Annotated in this window: 18 protein-coding genes and 1 pseudogene; 1 reads left to right on the plus strand and 18 read right to left on the minus strand. The window is 70.2% G+C overall.

Annotation, left to right across the window (positions count from 1 at the left end):
• Nucleotides 1–109: 109 nt before the first annotated feature.
• From AKJ08_RS06960 to AKJ08_RS07020, 13 genes are all read right to left on the minus strand, one after another.
• Complete coding sequence (locus AKJ08_RS06960; protein WP_050725403.1) at nucleotides 110–1,039, minus strand: SDR family NAD(P)-dependent oxidoreductase; 930 nt, start codon at nucleotides 1,037–1,039, stop codon at nucleotides 110–112.
• Nucleotides 1,040–1,266: 227 nt separating this feature from the next.
• Entirely contained in the window at nucleotides 1,267–1,455 is a 189-nt protein-coding gene (locus AKJ08_RS06965; protein ID WP_050725404.1) for a ribbon-helix-helix domain-containing protein, read from the minus strand.
• Between the two features lie 111 nt (nucleotides 1,456–1,566).
• Nucleotides 1,567–1,923, minus strand: a complete 357-nt coding sequence (locus AKJ08_RS06970) for a cupin domain-containing protein (protein ID WP_050725405.1) — start codon at nucleotides 1,921–1,923, stop codon at nucleotides 1,567–1,569.
• On the minus strand, nucleotides 1,924–2,727 hold the full coding sequence (locus AKJ08_RS06975) for an SPOR domain-containing protein (protein WP_050725406.1): 804 nt from the start codon (nucleotides 2,725–2,727) through the stop codon (nucleotides 1,924–1,926).
• On the minus strand, nucleotides 2,724–4,535 hold the full coding sequence (locus AKJ08_RS06980; protein ID WP_050727467.1) for an arginine--tRNA ligase: 1,812 nt from the start codon (nucleotides 4,533–4,535) through the stop codon (nucleotides 2,724–2,726). Before AKJ08_RS06980 ends, AKJ08_RS06975 begins: the two co-directional genes overlap by 4 nt.
• A gap of 61 nt (nucleotides 4,536–4,596) precedes the next feature.
• Nucleotides 4,597–5,826, minus strand: a complete 1,230-nt coding sequence (locus tag AKJ08_RS06985) for a tetratricopeptide repeat protein (RefSeq protein ID WP_050725407.1) — start codon at nucleotides 5,824–5,826, stop codon at nucleotides 4,597–4,599.
• Nucleotides 5,827–5,896: 70 nt separating this feature from the next.
• Nucleotides 5,897–6,403 (minus strand): HIT family protein, encoded by a 507-nt coding sequence (locus AKJ08_RS06990; RefSeq protein ID WP_050725408.1) that lies wholly within the window; start codon nucleotides 6,401–6,403, stop codon nucleotides 5,897–5,899.
• A 5-nt stretch (nucleotides 6,404–6,408) separates the two neighbouring features.
• Nucleotides 6,409–7,329 (minus strand): signal peptide peptidase SppA, encoded by a 921-nt coding sequence (gene sppA, locus AKJ08_RS06995; protein ID WP_050725409.1) that lies wholly within the window; start codon nucleotides 7,327–7,329, stop codon nucleotides 6,409–6,411.
• On the minus strand, nucleotides 7,330–8,487 hold the full coding sequence (locus AKJ08_RS07000) for a LysM peptidoglycan-binding domain-containing protein (protein WP_050725410.1): 1,158 nt from the start codon (nucleotides 8,485–8,487) through the stop codon (nucleotides 7,330–7,332).
• A gap of 27 nt (nucleotides 8,488–8,514) precedes the next feature.
• The gene (locus tag AKJ08_RS07005) at nucleotides 8,515–9,339 is read right to left on the minus strand and encodes a tetratricopeptide repeat protein (RefSeq protein ID WP_050725411.1); all 825 of its coding nucleotides are present in this window, start codon (nucleotides 9,337–9,339) and stop codon (nucleotides 8,515–8,517) included.
• Nucleotides 9,340–9,449: 110 nt separating this feature from the next.
• Nucleotides 9,450–10,205 (minus strand): peptidoglycan editing factor PgeF, encoded by a 756-nt coding sequence (gene pgeF, locus AKJ08_RS07010; protein WP_050725412.1) that lies wholly within the window; start codon nucleotides 10,203–10,205, stop codon nucleotides 9,450–9,452.
• A gap of 1 nt (nucleotide 10,206) precedes the next feature.
• Nucleotides 10,207–10,494 carry a hypothetical protein gene (locus AKJ08_RS07015; protein ID WP_157370538.1) on the minus strand — a complete coding sequence of 96 codons (288 nt, stop codon included), beginning with the start codon at nucleotides 10,492–10,494 and terminating at the stop codon, nucleotides 10,207–10,209.
• A 5-nt stretch (nucleotides 10,495–10,499) separates the two neighbouring features.
• Nucleotides 10,500–14,618 (minus strand): response regulator, encoded by a 4,119-nt coding sequence (locus AKJ08_RS07020; RefSeq protein WP_050725414.1) that lies wholly within the window; start codon nucleotides 14,616–14,618, stop codon nucleotides 10,500–10,502.
• A 198-nt stretch (nucleotides 14,619–14,816) separates the two neighbouring features.
• Between AKJ08_RS07020 and AKJ08_RS07025 the strand changes: the two genes are divergently transcribed.
• The gene (locus tag AKJ08_RS07025) at nucleotides 14,817–15,404 is read left to right on the plus strand and encodes a hypothetical protein (protein ID WP_050725415.1); all 588 of its coding nucleotides are present in this window, start codon (nucleotides 14,817–14,819) and stop codon (nucleotides 15,402–15,404) included.
• An 80-nt stretch (nucleotides 15,405–15,484) separates the two neighbouring features.
• On the opposite strand, the gene AKJ08_RS07030 is transcribed toward AKJ08_RS07025, so the two are convergent.
• From AKJ08_RS07030 to AKJ08_RS07055, 5 genes and pseudogenes are all read right to left on the minus strand, one after another.
• Nucleotides 15,485–17,707, minus strand: a complete 2,223-nt coding sequence (locus AKJ08_RS07030; RefSeq protein ID WP_050725416.1) for a tetratricopeptide repeat protein — start codon at nucleotides 17,705–17,707, stop codon at nucleotides 15,485–15,487.
• A 177-nt stretch (nucleotides 17,708–17,884) separates the two neighbouring features.
• Nucleotides 17,885–18,805: an AAA family ATPase gene (locus AKJ08_RS07035; protein ID WP_050725417.1), complete on the minus strand. Its 921-nt coding sequence runs from the start codon at nucleotides 18,803–18,805 to the stop codon at nucleotides 17,885–17,887.
• Nucleotides 18,806–18,837: 32 nt separating this feature from the next.
• A complete protein-coding gene (locus tag AKJ08_RS07040; RefSeq protein ID WP_050725418.1) occupies nucleotides 18,838–19,701 on the minus strand; it encodes a metallophosphoesterase family protein in 864 nt (287 codons plus the stop codon).
• Nucleotides 19,698–20,873 carry a glycosyltransferase family 4 protein gene (locus AKJ08_RS07045; RefSeq protein WP_240475462.1) on the minus strand — a complete coding sequence of 392 codons (1,176 nt, stop codon included), beginning with the start codon at nucleotides 20,871–20,873 and terminating at the stop codon, nucleotides 19,698–19,700. The genes AKJ08_RS07040 and AKJ08_RS07045 overlap by 4 nt, the downstream gene beginning before the upstream one ends.
• A 77-nt stretch (nucleotides 20,874–20,950) precedes the next feature.
• Nucleotides 20,951–21,951, minus strand: a pseudogene (locus tag AKJ08_RS07055) (sigma-54 interaction domain-containing protein); the annotation flags it as partial.
• Nucleotides 21,952–22,172: the final 221 nt, after the last annotated feature.

Genomic DNA, 22,172 nt, shown 5'->3' on the forward strand with positions numbered 1-22,172 from the left:
GAGGCGGTTGCTCCCTAACACACTCCAAATGGGCGTTCCATGGAGAACACGGCGGGCGCAGGGAACGATCCCGGCACCCGCCTGCGACCATCGGAGCCGAAACCGCGAATCAGGCGGCGATTTGCGCGCGGAAGAAGGCCGCGGTTCGCGCGATCCCCTCCTCCAGCGTCACCTCGGGCTCCCAGCCCAGGACCCGCTTCGCCAGGGATGGGTCGATGCAGGACCGACGCTGCTCACCAGGGCGGGCCTCGCCGAAGGTGGGGGCCTGCGGGAACCCCGCCGCCGCGGCGATCTGGCGGTGGAGCTCGATCACGTCGGTCTCCCGCCCGGTGCCCACGTTGAGGGCGCCCACGTAGTCGCTCTCGAGGGCGAGCCGGTTGGCGCGGGCCACGTCGCCCACGTAGACGTAGTCGCGGGTCTGCCTTCCGTCCCCGTAGATGGTGCAGGGCCGATCGGCGAGGCAGCGGCCGGCGAAGATCGCCACCACGCCGGCTTCCCCGAGGGGATCCTGCCTCGGGCCGTACACGTTCGAGTAACGCAGGGCGCAGTAGGAGAGCTTCTTCTCGGCGGCGTAGTAGCCCAGGTAGAGCTCGCCCGCCGCCTTCGAAACCCCGTAGGGGGAGACGGGACGGCTCGGGTGGGTCTCGGGGGCCGGATAGACCTCCTGTTCGCCGTAGCAGGCGCCTCCCGACGAAGCGAAGAGGACGCGCCCCACCCCGGCCTCGGCGGCGGCCTGGAGGAGGTTCAGCATCCCGATGAGGTTCACCTCGGCGTCGTAGCCGGGCTCGGAGACCGAGCGGCGGACGTCGATCTGGGCGGCCTGGTGGACGAGGGCGTCGAATCGCTCGGCCCGGATCAGGTCGGCCGCCTCCCGCGAGCGGATGTCGGCCTCGACGAAGCGGGCCCGGGCGGGCACCTGCTCCCGCTTGCCGCTCGAGAGGTTGTCGAGGACCGTGACCTCGTGGCCGGCTGCGATGAGCTCGTCTGCGACATGGCTTCCGATGAAGCCCGCGCCACCCGTAACGAGAACCTTTTTCATGTTCCCCTCCTCGAGCGGGTGAAGAAATCGCCCCCGGGAACGGGAGCGACTTCTTCATCTCGCGCTTCGCGCGAGAAGCGCTCTTTTCGTCTGCTCGCCTCCGGCTCGCGAGAGTTCGTGAAGTGCTTCACGAACTCTCCGTCGACCGACGCCACTAGGACGCGCGGCAACCTAGCGCCCGGAGGCGCAGGGAACAATCTCTTTCTCCCCTTGAGCGTGGACCTGTTTCAGTCGTTCCGACCGAACATATCGAGCTGCTGGCCCGGGATCTGCGACTTGTGCTCGTCGAGGATCTTGTCGATCCCCTGGCGGATGTACTCGGCCACCGGGACCTTCGTCACGCGATTCAGCGCCTTCAGCTTCGCGTCCTGCTCGGCCGTGATGTAGATGGTCGTGCTGATCTTCTTGCGTGCCATGGCAACGTTTACGCTACGTTGCCATACGCGCACGGGTCAAGTTCAGGGCTCGAGAGCAGGACTGTCGCAGCAACACGGATGACCGCGCCGCTGCGACAGACTGAAGGCTGACTACGGCGTCGAGCCGGTGCGGCCGTACACGTCCTCGAGGCGGACCACGTCGTCTACCTCGGGGGTCGAGGCCTCGAGGACGTCGCTGTCCTCGAGGGCGACGATGCGATGGACGGTCCCGGGGGCGATCCGATAGCTCTCCCCTGGAGCCATCTTGCGCTCCACGGGCCCGGCTCCCTCGTCGACCACGAGGATGATGGAGCCGCGCTGCACGTGGATCGTCTCGTCCTTCTTCACGTGATACTGGAGGGAGAGCCGCTGACCGGCTCTCACGTGGAGCAGCTTTCCCACGTACTTGTCGGTCTGGGCCCACCACACTTCGTAGCCCCAGGGCTTCTCCACTCGCGTGATCCCCATCTACCCCTCCGTCGGCGTCACGAACCCGTCGAGCCGCGCCTCCCGCCGCAGATCCTCGAGGTAGCGCGAGGCCTCCTCACGGGTACGGAACCGCCCCACCCGCACCCGGTAGAAGGTCCCCTTCCCCGGGACTTCGGCTTTGACCACCGTCGGCGCGAACCCCTTTCGCCGGAGCTGGCCAACGAGAGCGTCCGCCTCCTGCCGGCTCGGGAACGCGGCGACCTGGACAGTATAGGCCTCCTTCCCGGCTCCGGCCTCTGCCGCGGGCGGGGGCTTCGGGGCGGATGTCGAAGAGGCGACGGCAGCGGAGCCCTTGGGAGCGGGCGCCGCGGGTGCGGGCTTCGGAGGCGGTGTCGCAGAGGGTTCCTTCGACGCCGCGGAGGCCTGGGCGGCCGAAGCGACGGCAGGGATCGGGGCCTCCTTCGGGGCGGCCCCTTCTGCGATCCCCTCCCGGTCCGGAGCGCGCGGGGCCTCGTCGGCCTTGGGCGCGGCCCGGGCGGGCTCGGCCTTCTCCGGCGACGCCCGCTTCTCGGGCGCAGACGGCGAGTCCGCCTCGGCGACGACCTCGTCCGTGAGCGCCTCGGGGAAGGTGATCTTCTCGTCGATCACGAGCGCCTGCTGATCGAGCCTCTCGAGCGGATCCGTCGGCGGCGGCGCCCTCCCCACCGAGAGATCCTTCCCGACCGTGACGCCCAGGTAGAAGACGATCCCGAGGACCACCGCGGAGCCGAGGACGATCGACACCACCTGCCTTGTGTCGAGGGTCAGCTCGATCTTCTCGCGGATCCGGTTCTCGTCCCTCATTCGCTCTCCTCGGCAGCGATCTCCTCGGAGGCCCGCTCCATCCGCTCCGGCGCCGAGACGCCGAGGAGGGCGAGAGCGTTGGCGAGGACCTGCTTCACGCTCGCGATCAGGAAGAGCCGCGCCTCGGTCTTGGCCGGATCGTCGCCGATTACCTTCTCGCCCGCGCGCTTGCCGGCCTCGTAGTAGTGCTGGAAGAGCGCGGTCGTCTCCTGGATGTAGAAGACGATCCGGTGGGGCTCGAGGGCCTGGGCGGCAGCGGCCACCACGTCGGGGAACGCGAGGATCCGCTTCGTGAGCTCGAGCTCCTCCGGCATGGTGAGCGAATCGGCGTGGTCGGGCGAGAAGCCCGGGTGCGGCAGCCCCGCCTCGATGGCCTTGCGCAGGATCGACGCGCAGCGCGCGTGCCCGTACTGCACGTAGAAGACGGGGTTGTCCTTGCTCTGGGCCTTCGCGAGGTCGACATCGAAGTCGAGCATCGCGTCGCCCCGGCGCATCAGGAAGAAGACCCGCACGGCGTCGGAGCCCACCTCGTCGAGGAGCCAGCGCAGGGTGATGAAGTTCCCGGAGCGCTTGCCCATCTTCACGGGCTGGCCGTTCTTGAGGAGGTTCACCATCTGGACGAGGACGACGTCCAGCGTCTCGGGGGGATGCCCGAGGGCCTGGATCGCCGCCCGCACCCGAGGCACGTAGCCGCCGTGGTCCGCGCCCCACACGTTGATCAGCCGCGGATAGCCCCGCTCGAGCTTGTCCCAGTGGTAGGCCATGTCGGCGGCGAAGTAGGTGTGGTTCCCGTCACCCTTGCGCAGCGGCCGGTCGGCGTCGTCGCCGAAGCGGGTGGAGGTGAAGACGAGCTGCGGCCGCTCGTCGGCCTCCTGGGCCTCGCGCTCGATCCCCTTCGGCGGCGGCAGGACCTTCTCCTCCACGAAGCCCCGCGCCTCGAGGGCGCGGATCGCGCGGTCCACCTCGCCGCTCTCGTGGAGCGAACGCTCGGAGAACCACTTGTCGAAGTGGATCCCCAGGTAGGCGAGGTCCGGCTTGATCATCGTATCGAGCACGACCTGCACCGCGACGTTGGCGATCCGATCCCTAAGCGGCCCGAAAGGACCGGCGACCAGCGCCTCGCGCTCGGCCTCGGGCCAGGCAGCGATCACGGCGCCGGCGACGTCCTTGATGTACTCGCCCTTGTAGTCGTCCTCGCCCAGGGCGACGGGGGTCAGCTCCGAGGCGGGATGCTCCTCCGACCAGATCTCTCGGGCCCGCACCCACACCGAGCGCGCGAGCGCCGTCACCTGGCCGCCGGCGTCGTTCACGTAATACTCGCGGGTGACGTCGTAGCCAGCCGCTGCGAGGAGCCGGGAGATCGCGTCGCCCGTCACGGCGCCGCGGCCGTGGCCGACGTGCATCGGGCCCGTCGGGTTCGCGGAGACGTACTCGACCAGCACCCGCTTCCCGTCGCCGACGCCGACGTTCCCGAAGCGATCGCCCTCCTCGTCGACCCTCCGCAGCCCGCGGAAGAAGAAGGCGGGATCGAGGCGGACGTTGATGAAGCCCGGGCCTGCGATCTCCAGGCTGGAAAGGAGGAGATCGGGATCGTCGAGGTGATCGATCAGGAGCTGCGCCACGGCGCGCGGCGGCTTCCCGGCGAGCTTCGCCAGCAGCATCGCGGCGTTCACCGCGTAGTCGCCGTGGGCCGGGTTCTTGGGCGTCTCGACCGCGAAGTCGACGCCCTTCGCCTCTACCGGCAGCACTTCCTGGACCACGCATCGCGCGATCGTGTTCTCGAAGATCCGGCGCACTCTTTCGCGCATCTCTTGCCTTTCGGCGAGCACCGGCTCGCCAACCGCCTGCCGCGAGGGCGGCGCGACGAGGTCATTCGTCGTCTGCACCGCCCGTGGCCGAGGCCAACCGCGGGATATCATGTTCCGCCGCTTTCGGAGGGCGGATCCGTCCGATGGTGTCCCATCCGTAGCAGCGGGGGCAGCGGAAGAAGAACTGCGTCAGCTCCATTCCGCAACCGCCGCAGGCGAAGGGGCGCGGCGTGTTGCCCGGCCCCTTGAGAAGCGCGCGGAGCTCGGTTTCGAGACCATCCGCCGGGCCGCCTTCGAGGAGGAGCTCGCCGAGCTCGAGGCGGGCCTCCCCGTTCTGCGGATCGGCCTCGAGGATCCGGCGGAGCTGCCCCGCCGCCTCGTCCAGCAACCTCCGCCGCCGAAGGTGCCGCGCGAGGGCGAGGCGCAGGGACGCGTCGTCGGGATTCGCCTCCAGCCTCTCGCCGAGGAAATCGCCGAGGGCGGGGTATCGATCCTGGGCCAGGAAGGCGCCCTCGAGCAGGGGGACGATCGCCGAGAGGATCTCCGGCCGCAGCTCGAGCGCCTCGGAGAGCGCGGCCACCGCCTCGGCTCCTTCTCCTCTGGCGAGATGCAGCTCGGCCCCGGCCACCCGCACGTCCGCGCTGCGAGGATCGGCCGCCTCGCCCAGCGCCACCACCCGCGCCGCGTCGTCGAGGCAGCGCTCGGAGAGCAGCTTGCGGGCGTGCCCGGCGTGAAGGTGCGCGGACAGCGCAGGCTGCGCGCCGCGCAGGCCTTCCAGCCGCTCCTGATGGCGGGTCGCGCCCTCCCAGTCCCCGACCTCCTCGCAGAGCTCCCGCAGCTCACGGAGCGCCTCGGCGTGGAAGGGATCGGCGTCTACCACTTTCTCGAAGGCCTCCATCGCCCTGGCGAACATCCCGAGGCGCCGGAAGTCCAGGCCCAGCTCGAAGGTCGCGCCGGCGCGCCACTCCGCCGATAGCCCGGGCACGGCCAGGATCGCTTCGTGGATGCGGACCGCCCTGCCGAGATCGCCCTTGCGACGGAAGAGCTCGCCCAGGCCGAAGGCGGCTGCCAGCGCCTCCGGATCCCCCGACGGCAATCGGGAGAGCACCAGCGCGCCATCGTCGCCGTCGCCTTCGAGCACGTAGCGGAGGGACGTGAGCGGGACGGGGCCCGAAGGATCACCCCCCTCGCCGCGGCGCTTGCCGCTCGCTGCGACGAGGACGCCCACGATGGCGCCGAGCGCGATGCCGAGGAGTGCGGCCCAGAGGAGATTGGCGACGAGGGGATCCAACGTAGCCAGACGATAGCAGAGCCGCCGGGGGCGGTCGCCACGACGGGCTCCCGCGACCGCCCGAGTTTGCTTAGCCCGAGAAGGCCAGCGCCGCGTCGAACGCGGGCCGGAGCTTCACCCAGGTCGCGTCGAGGTGCTCGGGGATCACCCGGGTCTCGGCGAGCACGGGCATGAAGTTCACGTCGCCCGCCCAACGGGGCACGATGTGCCAGTGGAGGTGGTCGGCGATCCCGGCTCCGGCGGCTCGTCCCAGGTTCATGCCGACGTTCAGCGCGTCGGGACCGAAGGCCTCGCGGATCACCCGGATCGAGAGGCGCAGGGTGCGCTGGAGGTCGTCGAACTCGTCCTCCGGAAGCTCCCCGGGGTCCGCAGCGTGCCGCCTCGGGACGACCATCAGGTGGCCGTTGTTGTAGGGGTACTTGTTCAGGATCACGAAGGACGAGGCGGAGCGGCCGAGGATCAACCGATCCCGATCCCGCTCCTCCGCCGGGAACCGGCAGAAGATGCAGCCCTCGTCCGGCGCCTTGTCCGCCCCTTCGATGAATGCGAGGCGCCACGGCGCCCAGAGACGTTCCATTTCGTTCAGGTTCCCGGGAGCCGAAACTCGACGCGCGGCGCCGCCGAGGTCTCGCTCCGAAGCTGCAGGCGCAGCTCATCCGCCACCGCCCGGACGCCTTCGCGCACGCTGGCGCGGAGGAGGCGATGGAGCGAGAGCGGCTCTTCCTTCTCGGGGTAGACGAGCTTCGGCTTCCCCTCGATCCCGGCGAGCTCCGCCGCGAGATCGACCGCGTCGTTGAAGTTGCCGAGCTGATCGATGAGGCCCGCCTGGAGCGCCTGCTCCCCCGTGAGGACCCTGCCGTCGGCGATGGCCTTCACCTGCTCTTCGGGGAGCTTCCGCCCCTCGACCACGGCCCCGACGAACTGCCGGTAGACGTCGTCGACCAGGCCCTCGAAGACCTTGCGATCCGCCTCCGTGAACGGGCGGAACGGGTTGCCGATGTCCTTGGCGGCGCCGCTCTTCACCGTGTTCATCTGGAAGCCGATCTTCTCCGCGATCGCCGTCACGTTCGGGAACTGGGTGATCACGCCGATGGATCCCGTGAGCGTACCCGGGTTCGCGACGATCTTGTCGGCCGCCACCGCGAGGTAGTAGCCGCCGGAGGCCGCGACGTCGCCCATCGAGACGACGACGGGCTTCTCTTCCGCCAGGCGCCGGATCTCCGCGTGGATCTCCTGGGACGGCCCCACCGCCCCGCCCGGCGAGTTCACCCGGACGACCACGGCCTTGATCCGATCCTCCTCGAGGAAGTCGTGGAGGGCCTTGACCTCGTCTTCCGCGTCGGTGATGGGCCCCTTCACTTCGACCACGCCGACGTTGCCGGCGCCGAGCTTCCCGGCACCGGCGCCGCCCGCCACCGAGAACGCGAGGATCAGGAAGCCGAAGAGCGCGAGGAAGAGGCCGCCGAAGATCACGCCGAGGACGATGGCCGCGCGCTTGTCCACCTATCGACCCGCCACCGCGCGAAGCTCGGCGCGATCGCCCTGCCGCATCTCCTTGAGGGAGCGCGTTACGACTGCGACCGAGGTGCTGCCCCGGGCGTCCACCACGAGGAGCTCGCCGATGGACTCGGCCGGGAGATCTTCGTCGTAGCGCGCCGTGAAGCCGTCGTCGTCGAGGCCGTCCGTGGCACGGATCACGTTGAACGAGTTGCCCGGCTCGATGCCGTCGGAATAGCCCTTGTCCAGGATGACGAAGTGGCCCTGGGCGAGCTCCGCGATCCGCTCCTCCAGCGTGCCCGCGATGATCGCGGTCAGGTTCCGGGTGGCCTCCGCGCGCGCCACGCTGCGGGCGTGCTGCAGGCCGGAGGGGCCCACGAAGTCGCCGCGGGAGATCTCGACGATCGACCGCTCGATCACTGCCGTGACGACCTTCTGCTCGGGGTTCACGTCGACCACCTTCGCGCTGCCGAGGATCCGGGTCACGTAGCCGAGCGTCACGCCGCTCGAAGGATGGGCGATGGCCCGCTCGGTGCGGAAGATCACGAAGCTCTGGCCGGGCCGGACCCCGTTCCGGTTCTCCCAGTCGATGTAGATCTTGTCGCCCTGGTAGAGGAGCTCCTTCTCCTCCCAGGACTTGACGATCCGCCCCGAGTGACCGACGTCGTCCTCCGACGCGAAGCCAACGGCGGAGATGCGCTTGCCCTTGCCCTGGAAGCCGATCTTACCGGCGACGCTCACCTGCGCGTCGTCGTCGCCGAAGGCGTCGTCGCCCTCGCCCCGGACCTGGGCGGCGGGACCGCCCTGCCCGTTCGGCCCGAAGTTGATCTCGTCGCCCGGGTAGATCCAGTGGGGGTTCTCGATCTGCGGGTTGTAGGACCAGACCTTCGGCCAGGACCAAGGGCTCCCGAGCACCTTCTCGGAGAGATCCCAGAGGGTGTCGCCCTTCTCCACGACGTGCTTGTTGCCGATACCGACGGTCTCCCCGGCCTCCGGCACCGCCTCGACCTCGCCGACCGCGCCGCCAAAGTCGCGCGCGGACGGGTCGCTCGCGAGCTGGAGCATAGGCGACGCCTCGTCCGCCGGTTCCGGCTCGGCCCCGAAGGCGATCGCGGGGAGCGCGACGACGAGGGCGGTCAGGGTTCGGAGCACAAAGTTGTTCATGCGAACACCTCTTTCATCGTGCGGCTCTCATCGTGCGGCCAGGAGGACCTTGGCCCGGATTGCAGCCGGGCTCTCGGGGTGGTCCTCGACGAGCCGCTTGAAGGCAGCGCGGGCCGCGACGTCGCGGCCGAGGGAAAGGCAGGTCTCACCGTAGCGCAGAAGAGCGTCGGGCACCGCATTTCCGGCCGGGTAGTCGGTAGCGACCCGCTCGAAGGCCTTCAGTGCGTTCCCCGGCTTGCCGAGGAGGAGCCACGCGTCGCCCACCGCGAGAACGGCGTCGTCGGACCGGGAGTCGAGGGGCGCGCCTCCGACGAAGCGCTCCAGGAGCTCGATGGCCCGGGCCGGCTGCCCGGCTCGGAGGGCTGCGATCCCCTCGTCGAAGTCCCCGCCGGACGCCGTCTTCGCGCCGGGGATCTCGGGGGGATCCGCGAGCTCGATCGAGAGGGGGAGCGGCGGCGCCGCGTCGGGCCCGCCGGTGCGGGCGGAGGGACGCTGGGCTTTCCGTCCCGGGCTCCCGCCGTCGACGATGTACGCGTAGGAGTCCTCGTCGTCCTCCGGGGCCGTCGTCGGCTCGAGGCGGACCACGTGGAGGCCGGTGGGCAGCGAAACGGCCTGGTCCCGCCCCGGCTCGGGGCGAGCGGTCTCGGGGGCCTCGAGCCGCCTCGCCAAAGAGGCGACCTGCGCCTCCAGCGCCCGGACCTTGCGGCGATCCTGCTCGCGCTCGGCGCGCATCCGGCCGAGCTCGTCGCGCACGAACCGCAGCTCCTCGTCCGCGGGCGTAGCCGGCGCGTGTGCGCAGCCGGTGGAGCCGGCGACGGCGAGCGCGGCCAGGGCGGGCAGGAGCGGTCTCAAACGGCGGAAGTCCCCGGAAAATGGCGCGATGCTAGGAGCGGGTTCCGGCCCTGTCAAGAAAGGCGGCGGCGCCTCCCTTGGCCGTGGCAGGCCGGGCTCCGCGCCGAGTTCTACCCCGAGAAGACGAAGGAGAGGTGGCGGCCGGTGCGGCCGGCGTCACGCCGGTGGCTGAAGAACCGCGAGTCGTCGCAGGAGGTGCACCCTCCGACCTGCTCGATCGAGGCCTCGGGGATCCCCGCAGCTCGGAGCTGGAGGCGGTTGATCAGGATCAAGTCGAGCCGCCTGCCCTCCACCACCTCCGGTCCCGCCAGACGCACGAAGCGGTCTGCAAGCTCCGACGAGACCTCGTAGCAGCAGGGGCCGATCGCCGGGCCGATCGCCGCGATCAGTTCGGAGGGAGCGCTCCCCAGCTCCGCGAGGGCCCGGACCGCCTCGGCGGCGATTCCGGCCTCGGTGCCCCGCCAACCCGCGTGGACGGCAGCCACGCGACCGGTTCGGGGATCGGCGAGGAGGATCGGGACGCAGTCCGCCGTGCGGATCGCGACCGCCAGCCCCGGCGCCGCCGCGAGGATCGCGTCGGCCTCCTCGCCCGGCGGAATCGGCGCGTCGGCGCCGAGGACGAGCACGCGGCTGCCGTGGACCTGGACCGCGGAGCGGAAGGCGCCGCGCTCGAAGCCCGCCGCCCGGGCGAGCCGCCGGTGGTTCTCCTCGACTGCGCCGGGATCGTCCCCGACGGATCCGCCGAGGTTGAGCGACGCGAGCGGGCCGGTCGACACGCCGCCGCCGCGGGTCGAGAAGCCGTGGGCGATGCCAGCCGCCGCGAAGCGCTCGCTCCGGAGGATCTCGAGCTCGTCTGGAGTCGTCATCTCATTTCTCGTCGCAAGCCGTCGGAGCCAACAGGCAACGAGCGAGGACGCACTTTCCCTCGATCGGATCGCAGCGCAGATCCTTCTTGCAGTCGTCGTCGGAGCGGCAGACCTTCGGCACGCATTCGCCGTTGTCGGGGTCGAGCTCGAAGCCCTCGTCGCAGGGGGGCTTCGGCTTCCGCCTCTCCCCTCCCTCGAGGAGCACCTCGCCGCACGCTCCCGAGACGAGCACGCAGAGCAAGAGGGAGATGCACAGTCGCGCGACGGCGACGACGCGTCCCGCCCCCAAGGCCATCAATCCTCCGCCCTCTCGAAGACGAGGTCGATGTCGTCGATGGCCGCGGCGGCGCTCGATTTCTCACCCGTGGCCGGTGCAGCGGCACGGGCGCCGGAGCCGTCCGCGCGCGAGATCTTCGCGCGCACCCGGGCGAGCTCCAGCTCGGCCACCTTCAGCGCCTTGGTCTTCTCCTGGAGCGCGGCCTGGAGCCGGTTCACCTCGAGGCCCCGCTGGTGCTCACGACGCTCGAGCTCGGCCTTCTGGCGCGCCACGACCTCCTGCATCTCCCGCGAGGTGCGCAGCTCGACATCCTTCCGCTCGCGAAGGGCGGCGGTGAGCCGCGTGGAGAGGTCGGCGGCCTTGCCGTCGGCGTCGGCGATCCTCTTCTGCTGCTCGCGATCGCCCTGGGCACGCGACGCGACCAGGGACTCCATCGCGTTCTCGAGCTCCTCCGCGCGCTTCGCCCTGCCACGGGCCTGCTCGGTGAGCTCCTGGATCGACCTCTCCTTCTCCTCGACGCCCCGCTTCGCCTGGGCCTCGGCGGCCGCGAGCTGGGCCTCGACCTGCCTCGCCGCACGCCGAAGCTCCTCTTCCCGGCGGCGCGCCCCCTCCCTCTCGTTCGAGAGCTGGGCCAGGAGATCCTCGAGGCGCGCCTCGCGCTCCGCGAGGGCCGCCTTGGAATCGCGCTCCACCTCCAGGCGCAGCGCCTCCGCCTCCTCCACCCGCTCGGCGAGGCCGGCGGCGGCGCTCCGGTAACCGTCCAGCTCGCGCTGGATCGCGGCGTTCGCGCCGCGGAGGGACTCGAGCTCCTCCGAGAGCGTGCGCTCCACCGCTGCGCGCTCGGATTCGAGGGTCTGCGCCTTCCGCTCGGCGGCCCGCTGCGCCTCGGCCTTGGCGACGACCTGCCGCCGCCCTTCCTCCTCGAGGGCCTTCTTCTCCACGGTGAGCGCCTGGAGCTTCCGCTCGAGCTCGGCCGCGGTCTCGGTCCGGCTCGCGAGGTCGGTGACCCAGCGCGACTCCTTCGCCTCCAGCTCGTCGCGAAGCCCGAGCAGCTCCTGCTCGAGATCGGCGGCCCGCGCGTGGGCCCCTGCCAGCTCCGCCGTGACCTGGGACTCCCGCTCCCCGACCGCGGCCCGCACCAGGGCGAGCTCCTCGACGCCGAGCTCCAGCTCGGCCCGAACGGTCTCGAGCTCGGTCCGCGTCAGCTCGTGCTCCGACCTCGATGCATCCAGCTCGCCTCGTGTGACATCGAGAGCCGCCCGGGTGGAGTCGAGGTCCAGTCGCGTGGACTCGAGCGTGAGGTTCGTCGCCTCGAGCTCGGCCGTGGTCGAATCCAGCGCGCCTCGCGTTCCGTCGAGATCCAACCTCGTGGTCTCGAGCGTGAGGTTCGTCGCCTCGAGCTCGGCCGTGGTCGAGTCCAGCGCGCCTCGCGTTCCGTCGAGGTCCAGCCTCGTGGTCTCGAGCGTGAGGTTCGTCGCCTCGAGCTCGGCCGTGGTCGAGTCCAGCGCGCCTCGGGTGCCGTCGAGGTCCAGCCTCGTGGTCTCGAGCGTGAGGTTCGTCGCCTCGAGCTCGGCCGTGGTCGAATCCAGCGCGCCTCGCGTTCCGTCGAGGTCCAGCCTCGTGGTCTCGAGCGTGAGGTTCGTCGACTCGAGCTCGGCAGTGGTCGAAGCCAGCGCGCCTCGGGTGGCGTCGAGGTCCAGCCGCGTGGTCTCGAGCGTGGAGCTCGTCGCCTCGAGCTCCGTCCGCGTCGAGTCCAGAACGACTCGGGTCGCGTCGAAGTCCGCGCGCGTGCTCTCGAGCGCGACGCTCGTGCTTCCGAGCTCGTCCCTCGTCGCGTCGAGGATGGCCTGGGTGCCCTCCAGCTCGAGGCGAAGCGAGTCGAGCTCCGCACGGGTCTCCTCGTGTGCCGCCCGCGAGTCCTCGAGCTCCGCGCCCGTGTGGGCAAGCTCCTCCCGCAGCCTCTCCTGCGCTTCGTGGAGGGCGGCGAGCTCCTCCCTCGCCTGGGCGATCGCCGAGAAGAGCTCGCTCTCCCGCCGATCCTTCTCCTCTCCGAGGGCGCCGAGATCGCGGGCGAGCTGCTCCGCCTCGCCGCGAAGGGTCTCGAGCTGACGCTCCCTCTCTGCGACGAGGGCGAGCCCCTCCGCCACCTCCTCGCGGAGCAGCGCCTCGCGCCGAGCCGCTTCCTCCCGCGCGGCGGCGAGGTCGGCGTCGAGGGACGCGGCCCTCTCGGACATCTCGGCGAGCTCGCCGCCGAGAGCGGCCTCCCGGGCGTCGCGCTCCGTCACCAGGAGGTCGTAGCGAACCTTTGCAGACGCGAGCTCTCCGCGGAGCTCCGACTCGAGGTCGTCCCGCTCCGCCCGGAGGGACTCGAGCTCCCCCTCGAGATTCCCGACCTGCTCGACCCGCGCCGCGAGCTCCTGGGCGAGCTCCTCCTCCCGGCGGACTGCCAGGACCCGGTGGCTGGCGAGCTCCTCCTCGAGGGCCGCGAGCCGGTAGTCCCGCTCCGCGATCCGATCGCCCAGCGATTGCCACAGGCCATCGCGCTGCACGCGGATGGCGTCGGCGCTCCCGGACTCCTCCCGGAGCTCGGCTTCGAGCTCGCAGACCTGCCCGGCGAGCTCCGCCTCGGCGGCCTCCCATGCGAGGTGCGCCTCGAAGAGCTCTCGCGCGAGATCCGCCGACAGGCGCTCCTTGGTCGCGAGCAGCTCGCCGAGCTTCCTCAGCTCCCGGTCGCGCTCGGCCACCGCGGCGTCCAGCAAGGCGACCTGATCGCGCCGCTGCCGCGCCTCGGAGGCGAGTCGGTCGTCGAGCTCGCGGACCGAGCGGACCCGCTCCTCCCGCGCCGCCTCGAGGTCGACCTCCTGGCCGGCGATCACCACCTCCTTGCCGCCCAGGGCCACCAGGAGCTCGTGCTCGCGCTGCCAGGTTTCGCCGAGCACCAGGGAGAGCTCGCCTTCGCGCTCGCCGAGTGCCTGGCGGAGCGCCTCGCGATCCGTGGCCGCCGCGTGGAGATCGTCGTCCCGGCGGAAGACATCCTTGCGCAGGAGGTTGATCTCCCGCTCCTTGCCCGCGACGACCTCGATCAGCTCCTTCTCCTGGGTGAAGCGATCGATCAGGACCTGGTCCAGGCTCTCGCCGTGCTCGCGCTCCTTTCGCAGGAAGAGGCTGCGCGCCTCCGCGAGCCTGCCCATGAAGTCGTCGAGCTGCATCTTCAGGCTCTGGATCTCCACCTCCTTCTCGTGGAGGCGGTCGTCCACCTGCGCGAGCTCCCGCTCGCGGATGGCCCAGACCTCGGAGAGCCGGGCGATCTGCGCCTCGCGGCCCCGGAGCTCGTCGCGCAGGAGCTGGAGCTTGCCCTCCGGCGTCCCCATGAGATCCCGCCGCACCGGCGTCCGGCGGGCGCCGACCCGCGCCTCGACGAGAAGCTCGCCCTTCCGATCGGCGATCGCGCCGAAGACCCTCTCGATGAAGTGCTTGTCCTCGTCGGTGATGGCGCTTCGACGCTCGCGCCGGGGGATCCGCGGCGGCTTCGGCGCCGCACCAGGGATCGGCAGCTCCGGGATCGCCGATCCGACCTCCAGCGGCGCCCCTTCGCCGAGGTCCTCCTCGAGCGAGTGGCCCAGCTCGTCGGTGGACCCGGGGGATCCGTCGCCGTCCTCTGCGTGGACAGGGGCCTCCTCCTTCGGCTCCGAAGCCCCCTCCTCCATCGCGTCCACGAGCGCGTCGTCCATCGGCTCCGCGAGCGCTTCCTCCGCGAACCCGACGGGAGCCAGGCGGCCCACGGTGGCGCGCAGCTCGTCCATGCCGAAGGGCACCGTCAGATAAGCGCTGGCTGCAAAGGTCGGATGGGCGGCGTGCTGATCGAGCGCCTCCTGACCGCTGTCGCTCGACGCCAACAAGATCGGGAGATCATTCAGGTCTTTGCTTCGTCGGATCCGCGCACAGAGGCTGAACCCGTTCTGCTCCGGTAGCTCGGCGCGGACGAAGACGACGTCGGGGCGGCGCTCTTCGAGCTCTCGGAAGGCGTCTGCTGCGGTGTGGGCAATCGAGGTGGAGAAGCCGTCGGAATGCAGCACTGCCGCCATCTCGAGCGCAAGATCGCTCTCATGCTCGACGATGAGGATCCGTTTGGTCATGGTAGCCGCGATCTTACGCGTGCCGCCGCAGGAGGCAAACTCTCGGTGCTTGGAGAGTTACGATTCTTTTGCCTCTGTTCGCGAGCCGGCTCCTTCGCCAGGATCCCGGGCGAAGAACCGGCTCGGAAGCGCCTCGCGCCTTGCAGTACCCGCCGTGGGCGTTAGGATCGCCTTCGTCTCACTTCATCGGAGTCCAAAATGCGGAAGTCAGCCGTCCTCGCCCTCGCCCTCGGGCTCATCGTCCACGCCGCTCCCGCCCTTGCGGCCAAGAAGCGTGGCCCTGGGAAGCCCACGCCGGCGCGCACCGCCGAGAACTGCAAGGAGCTCGAAGGGGACAAGCTCGAGGCCTGCAAGGTCGTGGGCGCCTACCTCGACCTCTGGAAGCTGCAGAAGTGGGCCGACCTCAAGAAGCTCACCCACCCGATGACCACCGACGAGATCGCCACCGCCAAGAAGAACCTGGGCGAGGAGCGCCACGCCATGGCCCCCTGGTACTGGGCCAAGGACACCTACCTCCTCACCGACTGGAAGCTCGAAAACGTCGAGGACGCCGCGCTGGGCACCGTGGTGATCAACACCACGGAGAAGAGCTACCGCGTGGAGGAGGACGGGATCGAGGAGGGCGAGGAGGCCAGCTACCTCGTCGGAAAGAAGCAGGGGAAGTGGTTCGTGGTCGATCGTCGCGGCGGCGGCGGCGGCTTCGACGCCACCTCGATCAAGATCGGCAAGAAGGGCTTCTTCGACGAGCCCGCCGAGAAGCCGGCGACCTCCGACGCCAAGCCCTGAGACTCGCACGACGGGCCCGACGCGCGTGAACCGCCGCGGGCCCACCGTCGGCCCCTTCTCCGGGCCGACGGAGGCGATCCCTACTCGACCTCGCGGACGACACGGGCATCGCCGCTCGCGCCGAAAGCGGCGCGCACTTCCATGCCGCCAGGGGCGACGATGCAGGACGAGGGGATCCCGGTTGACTCCCTCACCGATTGTCCCGCAATCCGCCCTTTGTCGACCTTGACGCTCATGCTCAGCGTCCGCTTCGGACCACGCAGCCCCGGCGACCCGTTCAGGAATCGCTCGTGGGCCGCACACGGTTCGATCCACCGCCCCATCGCGTCGGACAACCAGTTCGACGCTTCCGGATCGAAGATCTGCTCGATCCACGGCCTCTCGCTGCTCGCATCCCAGATCCATCCGGGCATCCGTCGCTCGGCCGGAGGGGGCTCACGGAAGCTCGACCGTTCCTCGAGGAGATCACGGAACGCGAAGGCCTTCACGCAGGTCGATCCGCAGGCTCGCGTAAAGAACCTCGATGCGCCCTGGAGGTCACGGCGAGCTTCGTCTCCGAAGGCCAGGAGGGTCCCGAGCATCTCGCACCCCTCGCCGAAACCCCATTCACAGAGCGTCTCGAGCGCAGCCAGGCCTCGGCCCTCGTCGCCACCCATCTCGAGATGCATGAACGCGAGGTTCCAGCATCCGAAGGGGCTCCCGAGTCGACAGGACCGGTCCAAGAGCTCGATCTCCCCGGCGCCCGCCGACGCCTTCTTGGTTCGCGCGGCAGAGCTGCACCCGACCGCGAGTCCGAGCTGGCAGGCCTTTTCGTAGCTGGATCTCGCCAGGGCGGGCGAGGTGGGTTCCGGAGACCAGGCATCGTGGAAGGCGCCGAGGCGAAGGCAGGCCAGCGCGTTCCCGGCCTTGCACCCGCGCTCGTAGAAGGCTCGGGCCTCTCGCCCGGACTCGGGCAGCGCGGCGTCCCCCGCTCGCGCGCAGGCGTAGCCGATCCCGCGGTCGCATCCCGTCCGCCACTTCGCCGGCTCGTTCGTCGACGAGGCGGATCGCGACCCGGCTTCGGCCAGGGCCAGGTCTTGCTGGAACGGCGGCCACGAGGATTCGTTGCCATCGATCCGCTTCGTCTCCAGGAGAGGGAACCGGAGGAAGATCGAGCGAGGTGTCTCGGTGGGCTCGATCCAGAGATCGGTCGGCCGCCATACGGTCGTGCCCTTCGGATCCTCCAGTTCGAACTCGAGCGGGAACCGGCCCACCTGGCATCGGTCCAGGTCGACCTTGGCGGTCGCGCGCGACTTGGACCACTCCGTCTCCTCCTTCAGCGCGACTTCGACGGGAGAGACGTCCGGCTGGAGGAACCTGACCTTCACCTCCGGTGCCCGGAACAGGTGCTCGACCACGAGCAGGAGCTGGACGGAACAGTGTCCCCGCTCGTCCATCGTGTAGCGGAGGAGGTTCTCCGTCACACGCGGGGCCAGGAACCGCTCGATCTCCCCCACGGGAACGAACCGCTGGTAGGCGTCTCCGCGGGGGGACGGCACGACGAAGCCTGCCAGCGATCCGTCTTCGTCGATCATGGGACCGAGCTCGATCCCCCTCGGAGCGGCGACCTGGATCGTTCCATCCAGGAGCCGCGTCTCGCCATCGATCGACGCGTCGACCAGAACGGGAGCGACCTCGTTCGAGCGGTCGTCGCGCGTCTCGGGCCTCCGGAATCCGGCGGCGACCACCCCGCCGGGAAGCGCCAGCGAGGAATCGCGGAGGGGCACGGGCTCCGGCCGCCATCCCAACCGGGAAACGTCACGCCACGAATGGATGGCCAGGCCGAGCCTTCGATCCTCGCGAATCACACCGGTGGGGACGGCTCGTCGATCGCCGCCGGGAGGGATCCCGTAGTACAGGATCGAGGCGTTGGCTTCCGTGGACGTCAGGACGAGGGCGTCGAACGGATCGGCGTAACCGATGACCACGCCAGGCCCCCAGACCCTGCCGTTCGGGCTCTCGTAGAGGAAGGTGGCGCCACCGAGGCGCGCCAGGCCCGGGCGGTCCGCAGGCAGACTCGCGGGTGGTGCCGACAACGGAGCGCGGGCGGCGGGCATCGGCTCCGGGCCCGATGTCTCGGAAATGGGATCGTCGTTCACGATCAGCCGGGCGATCGCGACGGCCATCAGCGCCACGACGCCGATCGCGACCGGCAACGCGAACGGCAACATCCGCCTTCCCGCCGGCTCGAGCCGCTTCTCACCGTCCGTTACCGACGATCCTTCGGTCCCCTCGGTGTGTTCGTCGATTCGCTTCGACGCCATTTCCGCCTCGAGACTCGTCACGAGAGAGCTGCGCCGTTTCGACCAACAACGAATGTCGATCGCAGCTTCTGACCCTGTCAACGAGTTCGAGACAGCGTTGATATGTGTTTATCGAGCGACATCCGGCGCTCGAATTCCGACGGCCCCGATGGGCGGAGACGACACCCGCCCGGGGGATCAGGCCTGGACCAGCTCCCGCGCCTGCTCTCGGGCGCGCTGGATGTCGGCCTCGTGCTTGAGGAGCACGTTCAGCGTCTCGGTGAGGAGCTGGGGGCTCAGCTCCGAGGCGTTCAGGATCAGCAGCGCGCGGGCCCAGTCCAGGGTCTCGGCGATGGAGGGAGACTTCTTGAGGTCCAGCCCTCGGACCCGCTGCACCGTCTCCACCACCTTCGCGGCCAGGTCCTTGCCGATGCCGGGCACGCGCTTGCGGACGATCTCCACCTCGCGCTCGCGGGTCGGGTAGTCGATGAAGAGGTGGAGGCAGCGGCGCTTGAGGGCGTCGGAGAGCTCGCGGGCCGCGTTCGAGGTGAGGATCACGCGGGGCACGTGGCGCGCGCGGAAGGTGCCGATCTCGGGGACTGTGACCGCAAAGTCCGAGAGCACCTCCAGCAGGAAGGCCTCGAACTCCGGGTCGGCCTTGTCGATCTCGTCCACGAGGAGCACCGTCGGCTCGTCGGCGAGGAGCGCCTTGAGCACGGGGCGAGGCAGGAGGAAGCGCTCCGAGAAGAAGACGCTCTCACTCCCGCCGATGCGGTCCACGGCCTCGGCGAGGTCGTGGGTGCCCGCGAGGGTCTCGCTGATCTTCTCCTTCACGAGCTGGGTATAGAGGAGCTGCTTGGCGTACTCCCACTCGTAGAGCGCCTTGCTCTCGTCGAGGCCCTCGTAGCACTGCAGCCGGACGAGAGGGCGGCCCGTGGCCTTGGAGAGCGCCAGGGCCAGCTCGGTCTTCCCCACCCCGGCCGGCCCCTCGACCAGGACCGGCTTGTCCAGCTTCTCCGCGAGGAAGACGGTGGTGGCGATCTCTCGGGACGGCAGGTAGCCGGAGCCCGACAGACGGCTCTCGACCTCGGGGATGCTCTCGAAGGGCGCAAGGGACATGGCGGCCGATCTAGCGAGCCGCCGCGCCCACGTCAAATCCACTCGAAGCGATCGCTCGAAGGAACGTACGCGCGGGTACGCACTTCGCGCAGCGCCTTGGCCTCGACCGTGTAGACGCCGTAGCGCGAGGTGCGATCCGGGCGCTCGTCCACCCGGGTGGCGCTGCCGGGACAGAGGATCGGCACCTGCCTCCCGCCGACCGCCAGATCGAGGCGCATCTGCTTGTGGCGGTGGCCGTGGAGGACGACGCCGACCGGGATGCGGGCGAGCGCCTCCTCCACCTCCGGGGCGTTCTCCAGGGGCGTGGGATCCTTGGGATCCTCCGCCGAGGCGTCCTCCGCCGAGAGGCGCAGGTGGTGGTGGAGGAGGACCACCACGAAGCGCGACGAGATCCGCGGATCCTTGCCGAGCCGCTCGAAGGCCCGGAGCTGCACCTCGGAGACCCGGCCCTTCACGTCGGATGGATCCGACGAGGCGTCGTAGGGCGAGGAGTCGAGGCCGACGAAGGCCACGTCGCCCGCGAGGTGGCAGTAGGGAAAACCGTCGCCTCCGAGGTCGCAGCTCACCCGATCGCCGAAGCTCTGCTCGAACCAGCGCCCCGACATCGCCTCGGCGCGCCATCGATCGTGGTTCCCCGGAAGCGCCGACACCCGGATCCCGGGGATCCCGGCGTCCAGGTAGGCGCGCGCCCGCTCGAACTCCTCCTTCTTCGAGGTGAGCGTGAGGTCCCCGGTGAGGACCACGTGGTCGGGCTTCTGCTCCGCCATGTCGGCGAGGAGGCGCTCGAGCAGGCGCTCGGAGTGTTTGTGGATCTTCGCCCGCCAGTGGGCCTCGTGCGGCTCCCCGTAGTCGTTCTCGTCCGCGACGTGGATGTCGGTCAGGTGCGCGATCTTCATGGACGCATGCTAACGCGCGGACGGCTGGAATCCTCTTCCCGACTTCGGCGTGCGGCGTCCGCGAGCAGGGCCTCCAGGCGTTCTCCCACCTGGCTCCAGCGGTAGGACCTCTCGACCTTCGCCCTCCCCCGATTCCCGAGCTCCAAGGCGAGCGCGCGGTCGTCGAGGAGCCGCTCGATGGCGGAGGCGAGGGCGGCGTCGTCGCCAGGAGGGACGAGGAGGCCGGTGCGCTCGTTCTCGACGATCTCGGGAACCGCCTCCACGCGGGCGCCGATACAAGGCAGGCCGCACGCCATCGCGTCGAGGAAGGCGATCCCGAAGGCCTCACGCAGGGTGGGGAGTACGAACACCGTCGACTCGGAGAAGAGGGACGGCAGGCGCTCCGCCGGCAGGTAGCCGAGGTGCGTGGCGCCGTCCGGCAGCGCGAGGGGACCGGTGGGGCCGACCACGAGGAGCCGCGCCCGGGGACGGCGGCGCCGGATCCGCTCGAAGGCCCGGAGGAGCACGGGGCCACCCTTGATCTCCCAGCGGGTGCCGACGAAGAGGATCGTCTCGCCGTCGTCCCGGCGCTCCACCTCGTCGGGAAAGACGTTGGCGCCGGCCCCCACCACCCGCGCCCTGCCGGCAGGGAGGCCGTAGTCCTCCTCCAGCGAACGGACCACGCGCTCCGAGAAGGCGCCGATGGCGGAGGCGCCGAGGTAGAGCGCCCTCTCGCGGCGCGTCCATCCCTGGCCGTAGTCCGGAGGGGCGCCCAGGCCCACGCTCGGCTCCGCCGGGCGCCCCATCGCCAGGGCGCGGGTGTTGTCGAGGAGCAGCACGTAGGGCGAGACCGGCGGCAACCCGGGGGCGAAGAGGGCGCCTGCCTGGAGCACGATGTCCGGGCGCCTGGGTAGCGCGGCGATGAGCCGGCCCGCGTTCCGCGAGTGGAGGTCGAAGGCGTAGCCCGTGTTCCAGCGGTGGTAGGGGCCGAGCCTGCCGAAGCGGAGCGCAGCGAGGGCGAGGTGGATCGCGATCTCCGGCGTGAATCGCAACCGCCGGGTGCCGGGCTCGCGGTACTCCAGCGGCCCGATCACGTCGAGGCGGGTCACCCGGTGCCCCCGATCCTCGAGCACCCGGCTCACCTGATCGGTGACGCCGCTCTGGAAGCCGTAGTTGACGTAGGCGATCTCCACGATCCCACCTCACCCGTCCTGGGCACCCGCCCGAGGCCGAGGCGCGTCCGACGCAACGAGACGCGCTCGCGCCGACGTCAGCGCGGCTTCTTCTCGGCCCCTGCCAGGCGGGGATCCTGGATGCCGCACTCCTTGATCTTGTAGAGGAGCGCCTTGTAGCTGATGTGGAGGCGCTGGGCCGCCTTGCGCTTGTTCCAGCCCGTCACCTTGAGCATCTGCTCGATCGCCTGGGCCTCCGCGAGCATCGCCGCGCGCCTCGCGATCGTCTTGAGGCCCTCCTCCGGCGCCTCCGCTTGCGGCTCGATCACGCGGTTGTCGCCGCGGACGGCGAGCTCGTCGAGCACGAGCTTCTCGTCCCCCAGGACCACGAGGCGCCGCACCATGTTCTCGAGCTCGCGGACGTTGCCCGGCCAGGAGTGCTCCTGGAACCTCCGCAGGATCTCCGGCCGGATCTCCGGCCGCCCGCCCGCGTAGCGCTCGCCGTAGCGCGCCGCGAAGAGCTCCACGAGCGGCGCGATGTCCTCCTTGCGCTCGCGCAAGGGGGGACGCGGACGCTCACCACGTTCAACCGGTAGTAGAGATCCTCGCGGAAGCGCCCACGCTCGATCTCGTCCTCCAGCTCCCGGTTGGTTGCGACCACCACCCTCGCGTCGACCCTCACCGGCTTCTTGCCGCCGACCCGGTAGAACTCCTCGTCCTGGAGCACCTGGAGGAGCTTCGCCTGGAGGGCCGTGGGCATCTCGCCGAGCTCGTCCAGGAAGATGGTCCCGCCGTTGGCGAGCTCGAACTTCCCCGGCTTCTCGGCGTGGGCGCCCGTGAACGCGCCCTTCTCGTGGCCGAAGAGCTCGGTCTCCAGCAGCTCGCCGGGGATCGCCGCGCAATTGATCTTCACGAAGGCCTTTGATGCGCGGTTGCTCCTCTCGTGAATCGCGCGGGCGACCACCTCCTTGCCGACGCCCGACTCGCCGCGGATCAGCACCGGGACATCGGCGTTCGCGATCCGATCCACCATCTCGAAGATCTTCTTCATGGAAGCCGAGACCGAGATCCGGCTCCCTCCCTCGGAATCCCGCGCAGGGTCGAGCGCCACCCGATTCCGGGGAAGCTCCAGCTCGGCCCTCTCGCCCTCCCCCGCCAACGCCGCGATCTCGTACTCCATCGCCGTCGCCACCCTCCTGGTGCGCTGCCCACCGCGAAATCCGGCCCTCGGCGAACCCGAGGTTTTTCCGGCCCGTTCGGCCGCCGGGGTGTCGTTCCTACAGCCGAAGCCAGTTCCGTCGCGCCTTCCGCTCCCTTCCT

Origin of the sequence: Vulgatibacter incomptus (assembly GCF_001263175.1) — a bacterium.
Classification (GTDB): domain Bacteria; phylum Myxococcota; class Myxococcia; order Myxococcales; family Vulgatibacteraceae; genus Vulgatibacter; species Vulgatibacter incomptus.

Coding starts and splice junctions, on each gene's coding strand:
- AKJ08_RS07020 (WP_050725414.1), bottom strand. CDS start 14,618: ATGACCAAACGGATCCTCATCGTCGAGCATGAGAGCGATCTTGCGCTC.
- AKJ08_RS07030 (WP_050725416.1), bottom strand. CDS start 17,707: ATGGCGTCGAAGCGAATCGACGAACACACCGAGGGGACCGAAGGATCG.
- pgeF (WP_050725412.1), bottom strand. CDS start 10,205: ATGACGACTCCAGACGAGCTCGAGATCCTCCGGAGCGAGCGCTTCGCG.
- AKJ08_RS07000 (WP_050725410.1), bottom strand. CDS start 8,487: ATGAACAACTTTGTGCTCCGAACCCTGACCGCCCTCGTCGTCGCGCTC.
- AKJ08_RS06960 (WP_050725403.1), bottom strand. CDS start 1,039: ATGAAAAAGGTTCTCGTTACGGGTGGCGCGGGCTTCATCGGAAGCCAT.
- AKJ08_RS06965 (WP_050725404.1), bottom strand. CDS start 1,455: ATGGCACGCAAGAAGATCAGCACGACCATCTACATCACGGCCGAGCAG.
- AKJ08_RS06975 (WP_050725406.1), bottom strand. CDS start 2,727: ATGAGGGACGAGAACCGGATCCGCGAGAAGATCGAGCTGACCCTCGAC.
- AKJ08_RS07025 (WP_050725415.1), top strand. CDS start 14,817: ATGCGGAAGTCAGCCGTCCTCGCCCTCGCCCTCGGGCTCATCGTCCAC.
- AKJ08_RS07040 (WP_050725418.1), bottom strand. CDS start 19,701: ATGAAGATCGCGCACCTGACCGACATCCACGTCGCGGACGAGAACGAC.
- AKJ08_RS06980 (WP_050727467.1), bottom strand. CDS start 4,535: ATGCGCGAAAGAGTGCGCCGGATCTTCGAGAACACGATCGCGCGATGC.
- AKJ08_RS07035 (WP_050725417.1), bottom strand. CDS start 18,805: ATGTCCCTTGCGCCCTTCGAGAGCATCCCCGAGGTCGAGAGCCGTCTG.
- AKJ08_RS06990 (WP_050725408.1), bottom strand. CDS start 6,403: ATGGAACGTCTCTGGGCGCCGTGGCGCCTCGCATTCATCGAAGGGGCG.
- AKJ08_RS06970 (WP_050725405.1), bottom strand. CDS start 1,923: ATGGGGATCACGCGAGTGGAGAAGCCCTGGGGCTACGAAGTGTGGTGG.